This is a genomic window from Lacinutrix algicola (genome assembly GCF_001418085.1).
GTDB lineage: Bacteria > Bacteroidota > Bacteroidia > Flavobacteriales > Flavobacteriaceae > Lacinutrix > Lacinutrix algicola.
Map to the genome: position 1 here is coordinate 45897 of NZ_LIQH01000030.1, position 16498 is coordinate 62394.

Here is a 16498-nt window from a genome sequence, read left to right on the forward strand (position 1 = left end):
TAAAATACTTGAACTTAAATACATTGGCAACTATAACTTTAAATCAATTATAATTATGAAAAAACTATTAGCAGAATTTATTGGTACTTTTTGGTTAGTACTAGGTGGTTGTGGAAGCGCAGTATTAGCTGCAGGTGTTGCAGATGTTGGAATAGGATTAGTAGGTGTATCTCTTGCTTTTGGTCTTACGGTTCTTACCGGTGCATACGCATTAGGGCATATTTCAGGAGGTCATTTTAACCCGGCCGTTTCTATTGGTTTATTTATGGGTGGGCGATTTGATGGTAAAGATTTACCTGGATACATTATAGCTCAAGTGTTAGGAGGTTTTGCAGGTGCAGCTATATTGTACTTAATTGTTAGTAGTTCTGCAGATTTTTCAGGTATTGGCTCTAGTCCAGGTGCTTTTGCAACAAACTTTTATGATGCTAACGTTTATGGTGTGAATTTTGGTTTAGTAGGAGCTTTAGTAACTGAGGTTGTTATGACTTTTATGTTTTTAATTGTTATTCTTGGAGCAACTCATAAAAATGCTTCTCCTGGTTTTGGAGGGATGGCTATTGGCTTAGCTTTAACACTAATTCATTTAATTAGTATACCAGTTACAAATACATCTGTTAATCCAGCAAGAAGTACAGCTGTTGCAATATTTGCGGGAGCAAATGCTATGGGACAATTATGGTTGTTTTGGGTAGCTCCAATAGTAGGTGCAATTTTAGCAGGTATCGTTTATAAATTTATGGCACCAAATAATAGTAATTAAAGCATATCTTGTTTGTAAATAAAAAAGAGCCTCATAATGCTATGAGGCTCTTTTTTTTGTTTTTAATTATTTTGAAATATTAATTAATCTTCAAGTTTTAATTCTATTTCCGCAACAGGAGTGTCTGTAGAATTATCATTTCGTTTAATGCCTTTTTGTTCGATTGTAATACTTAAACCCAAAGCATCTTTAGTGTATGGTATTTGCTGTAAGCTTCTATCCCTAACACTTAGAATACCCAAATTCACTTGCTTGTCTTGTAAGTCTGCCCATATTTGATATTCTTGATTATCTGGTAAAGTTGGTAGAGAGACAACATCTATCATAGATGTTTTTTCTTTAGGGTTTATGTAGGCTATAGTTTTTAAGTTTTTAGCACGAAGATTACCGTTTAAAATGTATTTTTCAGTTTCAGGATTATTTAACTGAGAAAATTGTTCGGCTAAAGCTTCAAGTTTTAAATTGTTTTGGTCTATATCACTTCTTAAATCGTATAATTCGTCAACAATTACATGGTTCTCATTTAATAAATCTTGATTTTGTAAATAAAAATATACAGAGCTTCCAGCAAATACTAACGCTGCTACGCTTGCTGCAATTCCAAAGTTAAATCTCGATTTTTTTGGTTTTGTTTCTAAAGTAATAACTGGTTTCTCATCTAAAGATTCTAATATAGAACCTAGTAGGTGAGTAGGAGCTTCTTCTGCATTTGCAAAGGCTACTAACTCTAGTTTACTTTCAAGAATATTATAGGCTTCCTTAACTTCTGGAAACTTATTTATATAGTTTTCTACCTCAAGACTCTCTTGGGTATTGGTTAGACCTGTTAGATATCTTTCTAACAAATCAGATTTTAAAAATGTGTCTTTATCAACAGTCATCACATTACAATTAAGGGTTGTAAATTTTCTTCAATTCACGTAAACCTATTTTTAATCTAGATTTAATTGTTCCTAACGGAATATTTAGTTCTTCGCTTGCTTCTTGTTGGGTCATGCCTTCAAAAAACAGCGCGCTCAAAACCACCTGATATTTTAATTCTAAACTACTCAAGTGCTTTTGTATATCTAGAGTGTCTTGATTTAAACTATTGGTCGTCAGTTTATATACGTTAGAATCTTCAATCTGGACTTCTTTGTTTGTTTTATTATTTAAAGAGCGAACTTTGTCTATTGCCGAATTATAAAAAATACGATACAGCCATGTAAATAACTTAGCTTTAGAGGCATCGTAAGTTTTACCTTTTTTCCAAACCTTTATAAAACTTTCCTGTAGTACATCTTGGGCAATATCATTATCTGAAATCACTTTTTTAACAACACCTAATAGAGCACCAGAATAATGCTCGTATAATAGTGAAATAGCTTTTTTGTCGCCTTCTTCTAATAATGCTATAATATCTTGTTCAATTGAAGTACTCAAACTATGTTGGTGTCTTTTATTAGTTAGTTTAACTTTACGATTGCAAACTTATTGCTTATAATATATTTACCTCGGCTTCAATCGAGATATTAAAGATACGATAAATTGTTTTTTGAATTAATTTAGAAAGCTCAAGAATGTCTTTTCCTTTTGCGCCTCCATAATTTACAAGCACAAGCGCTTGGTTTTTATGTACACCATAATTACCAAAAGTTTTGCCTTTAAAACCTGCGGTTTCAATTAGCCAACCAGCTGGTACTTTTACCGTATTATCTGTAACAGGATAACTAGGTGCTTTAGGGAAATTTTGCTTTAACTTCTCGAAAACTTCAATAGGAATAATCGGGTTTTTAAAGAAACTACCACTGTTGCCAATTTTTTTTGGATCTGGAAGTTTACTTTGTCTTATAGCTATAACTGCATTTGAAACATCTTTAATTGTTGGTGTTTTTATTTGCATTTCTTCTAGTTGCGAAATAATAGCACCATAATTAGTATGTAATTGGTGTTCCTTTTTTGTTAGTTTAAAAACAACATTTATTATTATGTATTTATTTTTAGCTTCATTTTTAAAAACTGAATTTCTATAACCAAAATTACAGTTTTCATTTTTAAAAATTTCAATTTCTAAAGTCTCAAGATTTAGAGCTTCGCAAGACACAAAATGGTCTTTTAATTCTACACCATAAGCCCCAATATTTTGTATTGGAGACGTACCAACATTTCCAGGAATTAAAGACATGTTCTCTAAGCCACCAAAATTATTATCTAAACACCAAAGTACAAATTCATGCCAGTTTTCTCCGGCACTTGCTTTAATAAATGCATGGTTGGTGTCCTCTTTAATAATTGTAGCTCCTTTTAAATTAACATGTATTACTAATGCATCTACATCTTTAGTTAAAAGCATATTGCTGCCTCCACCAAGCATTAATTTATTAGGATAGTCTTTAAGTTGCAAAACAGAAATTAATTCAGGTAAATTATTTACCGAAATAAAATGTCTGGCTTTTGCATCAATACCAAATGTATTGTAGTTTTTTAAAGATATGTTGTGTGAAATCTGCACTAGTCTTTATAAATTTTTAATGCTTCTTTAAGAATGTTTACAGATTTAATTAGACTTTCTTTATTTAATACATAAGCAATTCTAATTTGGTTTAAACCAACTCCAGGAGTAGAGTAGAAACCAGCAGCAGGAGCAACCATTATTGTTTCTCCGTCTACATCAAACTCTTCTAAAAGCCATTGTGCAAATTTATCGCTGTTTTTTATAGGTAATTCTGCTATACAATAAAAAGCACCTTTTGGGTTACCAACTTTAACGCCTTCAATTTTATTTAATTCTGTAATTAAAGTGTTTCTTCTTTCTACATATTCCTCGATAACATCATCAAAATAACTTTGTGGAGTTTCTAAAGCAGCTTCACTAGCAATTTGTGCTAATGTTGGCGGACTTAATCTTGCTTGAGCAAATTTTAAAGCCGTTTTTATTACTTGTTTGTTTTTAGAAACTAAGCAACCAATTCTAGCACCACACATACTATATCGTTTAGAAACAGAATCAATTACTATTGCGTAATCGTCTAATCCTTCTTCTTGTAAAATAGAATAATGCTTAGCACCATCGTAAGCGAACTCTCTGTAGACTTCGTCTGCAATTAAAAACAAATCATGTTTTTTTACAATGTCTGCTAGTTTTTTTATTTCTTCTTTAGAGTATAAATAACCTGTTGGGTTTCCTGGGTTACAAATTAAAATCGCTTTTGTTTTAGGTGTAATTAATTTTTCGAACTCTTCTATAGGAGGTAAAGCAAAATTGTCTTCAATTTTAGAAATTACAGGAACAACTTTTACACCAGATGCAGTTGAAAAACCATTGTAGTTTGCATAAAATGGTTCTGGAATAATAACTTCATCGTCTACATCCATAATACTTCCAAAGGCAAATAAAAGAGCTTCACTTCCTCCAGTAGTAACAATAATATCGTCATGCTTTACATTAATATCATTTTTAGCATAATAGTCTGCTATTTTTTGTCTGTATGTTTCAGAACCTTCAGATCTAGTATAAGCTAAAATCTCTAAAGAGTTGTTTTTTACAGCGTCTAAAGCTATTTGAGGTGTCTTTATATCAGGTTGTCCAATATTTAAATGATAAATGCTTTTACCTTGTTTAGTTGCTATTTCAGCAAATGGTACAAGCTTCCTTATTGGAGATTCAGGCATTGATAGCCCTTTTTTAGAAATCGATGGCATATGATTGTATTTTAAAACACAAAGTTGCAAAAAAAAAGTCTAAACTATGTTATTAAATTTCTTAACTTCAGTCACTATGAAAATTAAAATTAATTTACTTTTTATTCTGCTTTGGTTGCCGCTTTTTTGTTTAGCACAAAGCAAATATGTTATAGGTAATAAAAGCGGTTTTGATAAAATTAATTTTAAGTTAATTAACAATGTCATCATTATTCCTGTCGAAGTTAATGGTGTAAAACTATCTTTTCTTTTAGACTCTGGAGTTAGTAAACCTATTGTCTTCAACTTTTTAAAAGCATCAGACTCTCTAGAAATATTAAATGCAAAAACTATTTATCTTAAAGGTTTAGGGAATAATGCCAAAGTTCCTGCTTTAAAATCTTCTGGAAATACTTTTAAGGTTGGTGATGCTATAAATAAGAGTCAAGATTTTTATGTAATATTCGATTCTTCAATAAATTTTGCTCCAAAATTAGGTGTGCCAATTCATGGTATTATTGGTTATGATTTGTTTAAAGATTTGGTAGTGGATATTAACTACACTAAAAAGAAAATTAAATTATATAGTCCACAAAAACACAAAGAGAAATCTTGTAATAAATGTGAGGATTTCGAACTCGAATTTTACAATAAAAAGCCTTATTTTAATGCGTCTGTTGTTGTAAGTAACAAAAATATTCCAGTTAAACTATTAATAGATTCGGGTAGCAGCGATGCATTATGGCTTTTCGAGAGTGATAGTTTGGGTTTAACAGTTAAAAATAATTATTTCGACGATTTTTTAGGTCACGGTTTAAGTGGTTCTGTTCACGGAAAACGATCTAAAATCGATTCTTTTAAGTTGAAGTCTTTCGCCCTAAATAAACCATTGGTAGCTTTTCCAGATTCATCTTATATTGCTGTGCTAAGAAAAATTAAAGGGAGAAGAGGTAGTGTAGGAGGAGAGATTTTAAAACGCTTTAATATTACTATGAATTATAGAAAAGCAAGAATGATATTAAAACGTAATTCTAATTTTAGTAAGCCTTTCAGTTACAATAAAAGCGGAATTGAAGTCGAAAATGAAGGCATAAGACTTGTTACAGAATACGATAAAAATACAATATCAAATAGAGATCGAAGTGTTAGAAGCGCTAATACTATTAGTGTACAAGCAGTTTTTGCAAATACTAGAAAATATGTAGTAAAGAAGGCTTATACTATTTCTCATGTTAGAGTTAATTCTCCGGCAGCAAGAGTAGGGCTTCAAAAAGGAGATGTAATTATAAAAATTAATGGTAATGATACTTTAAAATACACCTTGCAAGAATTAATTTATAAGTTTTATGGTAAGCAAGGTGATAAAATTAATTTAGAGATAGAACGATTAGGACATAAAATGAAAGTAGAATTTAAACTAGAATCTTTAATAAAATAAAAAAGCCGAAAACTTAAGTTTTCGGCTTTTAAAATATTTAAGGTTAATGGATTATTTCTCCATTACGCTTTTGTTTTTAGACTTTTCTAATACACTTGTTTTAGAAGGATCAATAACTTCTCCTCTAATTTTTAAAGATACTGTTGGAGTAACTGCATTAGATAAAACAGTAATTGTTTTTCTAATAGGTGCAACACGTTTAGTATCATATTTTACATCAATCTTTCCAGTCATTCCTGGCATGATTGGAGCTTTTGGAGTTGTTGGTACTGTACAACCACAACTAGAACTTGCTTTAGAAATAATTAATGGAGCATCTCCAGTATTTGTAAATTCAAAAGTTCTAATGCCATTGGATCCTTTTTCTACCGTACCGTAATCTATTGTTGTTTCTTTAAATTCAATTTTTGCTACTTTTTCTTGTGCATTAATTGAAAATGTAATCAATCCTACAAATAATAATGTTATTAAATTTTTCATTTATTTTGATTTTTAATGGTTTGTAAATTTAACTACTTTTTATTCCTTCTGCAAAAATATTAGATGTAATACAATCTCACAAGTACATTCAACATATTTAACTATACATTAATACAGGTTAAAATTTCGCAGAAACAGAAATATAAGTATTTTTGCTAATAAATATTCAAAAACTATTCCAAAGTATGAGCATTCCATCTAAATATGATGCAAAGAACGTAGAAAACAAGTGGTACAGCTACTGGACAGAGCATAATTATTTTCATTCTACACCAGACGAAAGAGAACCTTACACCATTGTAATTCCTCCACCAAACGTCACAGGTGTACTGCACATGGGACATATGCTTAATAACACAATTCAAGATGTGTTAATTCGTCGTGCACGTTTACAAGGTAAAAATGCATGTTGGGTACCAGGAACAGATCATGCTTCTATTGCTACAGAAGCAAAAGTTGTTGCGCGTTTAAAAGAACAAGGTATTGATAAAAACGACCTTACAAGAGATGAGTTTTTAGCACACGCTTGGGAATGGACGGAAGAATACGGAGGTGTAATCTTAGATCAACTTAAAAAACTAGGTTGTTCTTGCGATTGGGAACGTACAAAATTTACAATGGACGACGATATGTCTGAAGCTGTAATTAAGGTTTTTGTCGATTTACACGAAAAAGGATTAATATATAGAGGTTACCGTATGGTAAACTGGGATCCTGAAGCTAAAACAACATTATCTGACGAAGAAGTAATACACGAAGAGCGTCAAGGAAACTTATACTACATTAATTATAAAATTGAAGGAAGTGATGATACTTTAACTATCGCTACTACAAGACCAGAAACTATTTTTGGAGATGCTGCAATATGTATAAACCCTGAAGACGAACGTTTTACACACTTAAAAGGCAAGAAGGCAATTGTACCTATCTGCGGAAGAGTGATACCAATTATAGAAGATGACTATGTTGATTTAGAGTTTGGTACAGGTTGTTTAAAAGTAACACCTGCTCACGATGAAAACGATAAAATTTTAGGAGACAAGCATAAATTAGAAGTTATAGATATTTTTAATGATGATGCTTCTTTAAATAGTTTCGGACTTCAATTTCAAGGTCAAGATCGTTTTGTAGCAAGAAAAAATGTTGCTAAATTATTAGAAGAAACAGGTGTTTTAGTTAAAACTGAAACGCATATTAATAAGGTAGGAACTAGTGAAAGAACAAAAGCAGTTATCGAACCAAGATTAAGCGACCAATGGTTCTTGAAAATGGAAGAGTTGGTTAAGCCAGCAATTGAAGCTGTTTTAGGTGAGGATGCAGAGATTAAATTATTTCCTAAGAAGTTTGAAAATACATACCGTCACTGGTTAGAGAATATTCGCGATTGGAATATTTCTAGACAATTACTTTGGGGACAACAAATTCCTGCATATTTCTATGGCGATGGAAAAGAAGATTTTGTAGTTGCTGAAACTATTGAAGCTGCCTTAGAGAAAGCTCAGAAAGTTACAGGTAAATCAGATTTAAAAGCTGAAGATTTAAAACAAGATACAGATGCTTTAGATACATGGTTCTCTTCTTGGTTATGGCCAATGAGTGTTTTCGATGGTATTAGAAATCCAGAAAACGAAGAAATTAAATATTATTACCCTACTAACGATTTAGTAACTGGTCCAGATATTTTATTCTTTTGGGTAGCACGTATGATAATTGCAGGTTACGAGTATAAAGACGAAAAACCTTTTAACAATGTATATTTAACCGGTTTAGTTCGCGATAAGCAAAGACGTAAAATGTCTAAATCTTTAGGGAACTCTCCTGATGCCTTAAAGCTTATCGAAGAATATAGTGCAGATGGTGTACGTGTTGGTATGTTATTTAGTAGTGCTGCAGGAAACGATTTAATGTTCGACGAAGCTCTTTGCCAACAAGGAAAAGGTTTTGGAAACAAGGTTTGGAATGCTTTTAACTTAACAAATTTATGGGAAGTTAACGATACAATACCACAACCAAACTCAAGCAAAATTGCTTTAGATTGGTACGAAGCTAAGTTTCAAACCGCTCTAGTAGAAATAGAAGATCACTTTAGTAAATACCGTTTAAGCGATGCTTTAATGTCTATTTATAAATTAATTTACGATGATTTTTGTGGTTGGTTATTAGAAATAGTTAAACCAGCTTATCAACAACCTATTGATGCTAAAACATACAATAGAGTAATGGCGATATTCGAGGAGAACTTGATAATATTACATCCTTTTATGCCATTTTTAACAGAAGATATTTGGCAATATATTGCAGAGCGTACTCCAGAAGAAGCTTTAATTATTGCAAAATGGCCAGAAGCTAAACCAATAAATAAAGATTTAATTTCTCAATTTGAGTTTGCTTCGGAAGTAATTTCAGGAATAAGAACCGTTAGAAAAGAAAAGAATATAGCATTTAAAGATGCAATAGGCTTTTCTGTAATAAACAATGAAAAATCTAACACTATTTTTGATGAAGTAATATCTAAATTAGGTAATCTTGAAAGTATAGAATATGTTAATGAAGCCGTAGATGGTGCATTAACTTTTAGAGTAAAATCTAACGAGTATTTTATACCTATGGATGGAGCAATTGATGTTGAAGCCGAAATAATTAAACTAACAGAAGAGTTAAACTATACTGAAGGTTTTCTTAAATCTGTACAAAAAAAGCTTTCTAACGAACGTTTTGTTGCTGGAGCTCCAGAGCAAGTTGTTGCTTCTGAAAAGAAAAAAGAGGCAGATGCTTTAGCGAAAATTGAAACTTTAAAAACAAGTTTAGCGAGTTTAAAATAATATTACAGAGAATATATAATTAAAAAAGGCTTCCAATTTGGAAGCCTTTTTTTATAAAGTAAGTTGTTGAATTAACTCAATAGGGTTTTGTATTTATCTTTATAGCCAATTAATGCAACAATGTTTAAAGCTAATAAAGCTAATGCTGGAATAATGTTTCCAGGATCTAAAACGGCATGAAATAATACTGCGTTTACTGATACACTCATTAAAATTAAAGCCATTAGTGCTCCAAATTTATTTAAAATTAAGGCTAGACCTGCTGCTATTTCTACTATGGCAACTAATACCATAGTTTTTGAGTTTACTAATGCGCTAAAGTAAGCGCCTGCATCTGCACTCATGCCTTCTGGAGCAGGTAGGAAGTTTAAAAATTTATTTATTCCGAAGATTAAAACGAAGATTCCAAGTAAAATTCTTAGAACCATAAATACTTTTGAGTTCATAATAGTGTTAGTTTTTGGTTAATACTTAAAGTTAACGATTATTATCTATGTAATTACTTTCCTTGGACGCTAACTTTATTTTAAGCTTACAAATAGTTTTCATTCCTGCGAAGGCAGGAATGAAAACTATTCGTGAGCTGTTTTAAAACTTTCTGTATTTTCTCTGTGTAAAGGATCTGTGTGTTCTGCTTATCTTCATGCTATAAAGATCAGATAATTAAAGTATAATAGTCTGAGATTCCTTTTTTCAAAGGAATTTTATTCCACAGTAATCCTAACACCTTCACTATGGCTACTAAACTCAGGAGCATACATACTCTGTATTGTTGTTATACCATTACTCATATTTCCTGCATTACTCACACGTAAATCGTATTCAAAAACATAAATACCTTTTGGTAAATAATCGAAAAAGAAATTTGTTGATGCATCTTTTGTTGCTTCGTAATACCCTAAACCATCTTGGTACTTGTATTTAGAAATTACGTTTACTGGTTCTAAACCTGCAGCTCTCATATCTTTCATGTGTACAAATTCCATAGCGCGATCACTTCGTAATTCTATACGCACGCGAACCAAATCTCCAACTTCAAGTTTGGTATCTTTAGTAATATCTGTTATTACTTCTCCTTTATCTGTATTTGTTTTTTTGAAGAGTTTTTTCTTCAGTTTTAAAGGTGTTTCAGCTGAAGTAATTTTATCTAAATCCTCGAAATATTGCCAGTAAACTCCACCAAATCCTGGAGATTTAGATTTGTTATTTATTTCAATAATAGAAATATCTTTATCTATTCCAATATATGAAAATGCCTTATTAAAATTTCCAAAAATTGCATCAGTCTGAAATGCTTTGCTTCCAATTTTGATTTTGGAAGTTTGTTTTACTGTTAGCCAATCACTACCTTGAATCATTAATGCATATATAGCTTCTGTGGTTGCTTTTGTTGTCTTCCAGTTATTTGATTGCTTATTATTGAGTACCCAAAGTTTCATAGAATCTATAAACTTAGTATCTTTATTTATTTCAGCAAATGCTTCAATAATTAAAACCTGAGTTTCTATTTGAGCTTCGTTCCATTGCGTTGAATTTTTGTTTTCTTTCCAATAGGTTCCAAAAGTTTCATTGGTAATACTATTTTGTTTTAAAGCTTTTAAGATTTTTTGAGCTGATTTTTCTCTTTCAAATCTCTTAAATATGAGACTGAGCATTGCTTTTTCATATAAGCTTTTTGTAATCCAATTGTTTTCTAAATAATCTAAATGTTTGTTTATTTTTAATAGATTTTTACTTGATATCTTTTCAGAACTCATAAAGAAACTTCTGGCATAAAGAGAATGAATTAAAAGGTTGCTGTCTAATTTTTTTTCTTTGGCAATTTCAATGGCATAATTATTATCTATAAATGAAATCGCTTTTTTAATAATTTTACTAACCGAAGATTTATTATTCTGTTTAATTCCTAATTTTTCTAAATGACCAAAAGATGCTACAATATGATTTGTTATAAATAGATTTGGATTACCATTTTTACCAAACCATGAAAAGGCTCCATTATTTAATTGTAACTCTTTTAGTTTTATAATAGAGAGAGATTCTTGGCTTTTAATTTCTCCTAAAGAAGGAAATGTATTTGTTTTTTCTTTAAACGGATTGTCTTCATTATAAGTTGTTTGTTCTTTAATACTTTTGTTGTCTTCAGTAATAAATGCTTTAATTTTACTATTACTTTTCAATATGTGATTTGCTATAGTATTAGCATAGTATTTAGAGAATGTTTGCTCTGCACAATCATATGGATATTGCATTAAATATGGTAGAGATTTAAATGTAAACCATAAAGGATTTGAAGAATATTCAAGACTAAAATTTTTATGATTAAGTGTTGTTGATTTTGTGTTTTTAAGTTTATTAAAAGAAAATTTTTTTTCTGTATTTGCTGCTATAAATATTGGTAAGGTTTCTGTAACTAATATTTGTCTGTTTAAAACTGGTAAAAATCCTTCTTCTCCATCAGAGAAATTTCCTGTCTTGGCAATAATTCTATAACGTAAACCAGAACTGTTTTTTGGGATAATTACATTCCAGTTTACTTCTTTACTCGCACTATTTTTTAATATGAAAGGATTGCTTTTATATTTTGAAATTTTTGTATTTGTTTTAGAATCGTATAACTCTAAATAAGCGTTTCCATTAATTAATTTAGTAGATAAGTTCGTTATTTTAGAAGACCATTTAATGGTGTCACCTTGTCTTAAAAATCGTGGTAAATTTGGTGTTACAACTAATTTTTTTTGTGTAATTACGCTATGTTTTTTATAACCATATTCTAGGTTCTTGGTATGTGCAAGTAATTGAAATTTCCATCGTGTTAAAGCTTGAGGCGCCTTAAAACTTACAGAAATTTCATTTTTACTATCTGTTTTTAAATGCGGAAAGAAAAAAGCTGTCTCTTTTAAGTTTTGTCTGATGTCTATTTTTTCTAGATTTGGTACCGAAATATCTTGTATTGTTTTGCCTAGAGGAGTTTCAATTATTTCACTTCCAAATAATGTAGATATTACAATTACACCATTACTACCTTGGCTACCATAAAGTGCTGAACCTGCTGCACCTTTTAGTACATTAACTCCACTAATATTATTAGGATCAATATTAGTTAAAGTATTACTATCTACAATTACTCCATCCACAACAATTAAAGCTTGTTTGTTTCCAGATAAAGAACGATTGCCACGTAATACTATTCTTGTGCTAGAAGTAACAGAACTCATTCGTCTAGAGATATTTGATACACCAGGAAGTGTTCTTAATTTTCTAGCTAAATCATCATTAAAATCACTAACAGAGTTATAAGTAATATTATAACTTGGATATACTTTCTCTCTTTTTATACCTAATGCAGTTATAAGAACTTCTTCTAACGCATTTTCATGCATTACAAGATTAATACTAGTGTCTTTTATAACTTTTCTTTCAACAGTATTACCTACATAAGAAAAAACTAATGTTTCATCTGCTTTTGCAGAAATTGAGTAAAACCCATCAAAATCTGAAGTTGAGCCTCTAGTTGTACCTTTTACTAGTACGTTTACACCTGGTAATGGCAATCCGTCATTGTCTAAAATAACACCAGATATGTTTCCTAAATTTAGAGTATTATGTCTAGGTTTGTTTTTTATGCGATTTAAATATTTGTTATTGAAATATTTAAAGTTTCTAAAATTTAAACCAAAATAATTAAGTTCTAAATATTTAGTTGGCAATGGTCTATAAAAAAAATGAGTGTTGTTACTACCTTTAAAAATGACATTACTATCAAAACTCTTAATGTCTGGTGTATCATAATGACTATAATTACGGTCTAACTCAAATCTTGAATCCCAATTTGTTTTAAATTCACTTTCATCATAATCATTACTTTTTTTAAGAAACTCATCTAAAGCCTCATCATACATAGAAGCCAAAACTTCTACGTCTTTATCCAAAGCCTTAATTTTAAAGCTCCATTCTTCTTTGGCGTCTGGAATAAGTTTGTTTCTAAAAGATAATGTTTCAATTTCGAAAGCATCATTAGTTTCAGTAACGTTAAGGCTGAATTTTTTTGTTTCAAATAAACCAAATTTGTTTGTGCTAAGTACTACATTAAACTCTCCTTGGCTATCTTTAGTTATGGGAATATTAAATGTTGTTTCCTTATTTAAAATTATATTTTTGTGTATAATTTCTTTCCCTTTATGAAACACACGAGCAGAAATAGCAACACTATTAAATGCAGAATTTAATTTTATAATGGCTTTTCCATCTTTTATGAAATCGAGATTAATAACTTTATAATTAAACAAAGTGTAATTATCTTCTTCATTTGTGTTTTTGTAACTAAACTTCTTATTTACTTTTACTGTATCTTTATCTTGATTTACAGCAAAGCCTTCAATACTATACCTTCCAGAGCTCCAAGAATTAGTATTTAATTCTAATTCTAGCGAATCGTTTGTTTTAAAGCTTGTTTCGTAAACTTGTTCTTGAAATTTAAATGATTTTGGATTGTACTTTAAGTATGGGAAGTATTGATTGAAACTATCTTTTTCTATTAATTGAAATTCTGTTGCTTGCCATTTTCTTTTAAAAACTTGAGAGTATGGTTCGTTTATTTTATAAATTTTTAGCTCACCAGAAGATGGAAGGTAACTGTTGTTTAAATTTTTAGATACTAGTTTAATAGGTTTACTAGTATTATTAGAAAGACTATATGGTGTAATTACATTAAACACTAAATTATAGTTTCCTATAAATACTTCTTTTTTAGAACTAACAGTTTCACCATTAGTATCAGTAATATCTACTTCTATACTGTACTTGTGTTTTATATTACGTGTGTTGTTAATAGTTTTAGATAAAAACGGAATGGTAAATTCTCCATCATTATTTGTTTTAACTTCTCCTGTTGCAAAAACTGAATTTTTATAGTTGTCATTATCGCTAACGCTATATTTAACTTTTGCATTAGATATTTTACTATTAAAAAAAGAATTTGCTTTTCCTTGAATAAAAACGGAGTCTGAGAGTTTGTAATTTTCTTTTATCTCATCAAATTTAATTTCAAATTTTGGACGCTTATACTCTTCAACAATAAAATATTTATCTACATATTCAAAATCATCAATGGCATCCCAAAAAGGATGCTCGTCTTCCTCGTAGTCATAATCTTCATCTAGTTCTATATTAAATTCACCAGTAACAATGTCTTTAGGTAATTTATAGGTGCCACTTACACTACCAAATTCATTAGTTTTTAGTCTAAACTCTTTTAGTTCATTGTCTTTAGAATCTGAAATAAGAATACTACAAAAAGTGTTTTTTACAACACTACGTTTGCCGTTTTTAGATTGAAATAAATAACCTTTAAAATGAACGTCTTGACCTGGTCTGTATATCTGTCTGTCCAATACTAATTTTCCTGCTGCATTCCATTCTTGATTCTTATTGTCTTTATCTGAAAGGTAAATTCTTTCAACAATAAGGCTATCACCTTTATGGCTAATTAACCCTATTAAATTACGATTAATATTTTCTACTTTTAGTTCTAACGCAAGACCATTTTTATTCGTGGTTTTCTCTATCGCATAATTTTTGTTTAAAGATGAAATACTAATACTTGCATTGTTTATAGGTAATCCAGCTTCTCTATCTGTAACTTTAAATTCGTGTTTATCGTTTAAATCGGTTATTGTAAAAAACAGATTTGATCTTGCTGTAGTTTGATAAGAATAGTCAGCTTTTGAAGCAATGTTCTTTGTATTAGAAAACACTAGTATATAGTTACCGTTTTCTAATTTAGGAATCAATACTTCAGCTGAATGTTTTAAATAGTCGTCCTTAGAATCTACCAAATAGTGTTGCTCTAAGTAAGTTGTTTTAGTTTGAATAGTTTTAAAAATTATCGAGTCGTAATCAAATCTATTTCTTTTAAAATAATCTTTAAAATGTGGATTACTTTTGTTTAATAAGTTAAAAGGCACTTTATAAACACTTAAAAATAAAGAATCTGTATTAGAATAAGTAACCTTTGCTAAAGCAGGTTTTTTAGCTGAAGAAATGTTACTAGTTTCAAATGCTAAAAACTTACTTTCTATGCTACGTTTTAATATTTTACATTTAATTGCACCTTCTGAAGTTGGAAATTTTTCAATTATTTCATCACATATTTTTAAAGCTTCAGCTTTAAGGTTTTTAGTGTTTACGAGGTTGTTATATACTCGATTACTAGCTATAGTAAAATAATAGTTAGCTATGTAAAAGCTAAGCATTGTTGTTTCTGGATGTGATTTATTACTCTCTATTGTATTATTAATGACATCAAATATTGGACTATTTATATTTGTAGCGATATTATAATTGTAAGTGTTATTATCGTTCGATAGGAATTCTAATCTTCGTATTAAGATATCAAATAATGCTGCGTAGTTTTTTTTCTTTAAATGAAATTTTTCTAGATCTTGATATAGTTTTAAAGTTTGTTTATAAGAGAATTCTTGATCTATAGAAAGATTGAGTTTTGTAAATACTTTAGAATTTACAATGTATTTAGAAAGCGTATTTTTATTTTCTTGTTTTAAACTTTGTTTAGTATGTGATGTATAGAAATTAATAGCATCATTTACCAGGAAATCGTACAAAGTCGGTCTGTATTTTAAAGCATTGTTTTCTCCTTTTAAGATGTGGATGTAATTTTTTATATCTACAGCTTTTAAAAGCTCAACATTAGAGATTGAATTTTGAAACTGTTTGTGTATTTCAAGTTTAATACTTTGTAAATCCCAAGTATTGATATCATTTCCTTTATCAATCACAGGTGTTCTGTTTTTAAACTTATATATATTTTTATTGTAGAACTCTAAAAGATATTTAGCATAAATATTTTGTAAAATTGCTTTTGCGGGAAGTGTGTTGTTTTTAATTTCATTCTGGATATCTACAATAAATTGGTCTTCACTATTCTCAAGAAGTATAAGGTTGAATTTAGACTTGTAGATAAAGCTTTTAATAACATTCTTACTATCGTTATTTTTTTTAGCTTTTTTATAAATTTTGTCAACAAACTTAATTGCAGTTTTTGTTTCTCCTTTAATCTCTGAAGCTTCTACTTTTTCCCAAAGTTTGTTGTTGTCTTGAGCAAAAACATTTATGGTTAAGAATAAACTTATGTAGAGTAGTAATTTTTTAGTGGTCATAATAGTTAGTTTATTTATAATGTAAAGAGCGTTTATTTTACATTAAAAAAAATGAAAAATTAGTGAAACGTGGTTTTCATTGAGTGAAAGGTTTTTTTGGATGAGTTTCTGTTTTTTATAAAAACAGAAACTCAAAGTTATAGATTCCTGCCTTCGC

10 protein-coding genes are annotated in these 16498 nt (G+C 29.7%); 3 read left to right on the forward strand and 7 right to left on the reverse strand.

Annotated features, from left to right (window positions below; genetic code table 11):
- The first annotated feature begins 55 nt into the window (after positions 1 to 55).
- Positions 56 to 763, forward strand: a complete 708-nt coding sequence (gene aqpZ, locus ASC41_RS05700; RefSeq protein WP_055435677.1) for an aquaporin Z — start codon at positions 56 to 58, stop codon at positions 761 to 763.
- An 83-nt stretch (positions 764 to 846) separates the two neighbouring features.
- Here aqpZ and ASC41_RS05705 read toward each other — a convergent pair whose 3' ends face one another.
- From ASC41_RS05705 to ASC41_RS05720, 4 genes are read right to left on the reverse strand one after another with little or no spacing between them, the layout of a single operon-like run.
- Positions 847 to 1644, reverse strand: coding sequence for an anti-sigma factor (locus ASC41_RS05705; RefSeq protein WP_055435678.1), 798 nt, complete (start codon positions 1642 to 1644; stop codon positions 847 to 849).
- A 10-nt stretch (positions 1645 to 1654) separates the two neighbouring features.
- Positions 1655 to 2185: an RNA polymerase sigma factor gene (locus ASC41_RS05710; RefSeq protein ID WP_055435679.1), complete on the reverse strand. Its 531-nt coding sequence runs from the start codon at positions 2183 to 2185 to the stop codon at positions 1655 to 1657.
- A gap of 55 nt (positions 2186 to 2240) precedes the next feature.
- Entirely contained in the window at positions 2241 to 3254 is a 1014-nt protein-coding gene (gene murB, locus ASC41_RS05715) for a UDP-N-acetylmuramate dehydrogenase (RefSeq protein ID WP_055435680.1), read from the reverse strand.
- Complete coding sequence (locus ASC41_RS05720; protein ID WP_055435681.1) at positions 3254 to 4444, reverse strand: pyridoxal phosphate-dependent aminotransferase; 1191 nt, start codon at positions 4442 to 4444, stop codon at positions 3254 to 3256. Before ASC41_RS05720 ends, murB begins: the two co-directional genes overlap by 1 nt.
- 76 nt (positions 4445 to 4520) lie before the next feature.
- Between ASC41_RS05720 and ASC41_RS05725 the strand changes: the two genes are divergently transcribed.
- Complete coding sequence (locus ASC41_RS05725; RefSeq protein ID WP_055435765.1) at positions 4521 to 5861, forward strand: pepsin/retropepsin-like aspartic protease family protein; 1341 nt, start codon at positions 4521 to 4523, stop codon at positions 5859 to 5861.
- Positions 5862 to 5912: 51 nt separating this feature from the next.
- On the opposite strand, the gene ASC41_RS05730 is transcribed toward ASC41_RS05725, so the two are convergent.
- Positions 5913 to 6341 (reverse strand): DUF1573 domain-containing protein, encoded by a 429-nt coding sequence (locus ASC41_RS05730; protein ID WP_055435682.1) that lies wholly within the window; start codon positions 6339 to 6341, stop codon positions 5913 to 5915.
- Positions 6342 to 6526: 185 nt separating this feature from the next.
- Between ASC41_RS05730 and ASC41_RS05735 the strand changes: the two genes are divergently transcribed.
- On the forward strand, positions 6527 to 9163 hold the full coding sequence (locus ASC41_RS05735) for a valine--tRNA ligase (RefSeq protein WP_055435683.1): 2637 nt from the start codon (positions 6527 to 6529) through the stop codon (positions 9161 to 9163).
- A gap of 71 nt (positions 9164 to 9234) precedes the next feature.
- Here the strand turns inward: ASC41_RS05735 and ASC41_RS05740 are convergent, their stop codons facing one another.
- Positions 9235 to 9609 (reverse strand): DoxX family membrane protein, encoded by a 375-nt coding sequence (locus ASC41_RS05740; RefSeq protein WP_055435684.1) that lies wholly within the window; start codon positions 9607 to 9609, stop codon positions 9235 to 9237.
- A 258-nt stretch (positions 9610 to 9867) separates the two neighbouring features.
- Positions 9868 to 16341, reverse strand: coding sequence for an alpha-2-macroglobulin family protein (locus tag ASC41_RS05745; RefSeq protein WP_055435685.1), 6474 nt, complete (start codon positions 16339 to 16341; stop codon positions 9868 to 9870).
- Positions 16342 to 16498: the final 157 nt, after the last annotated feature.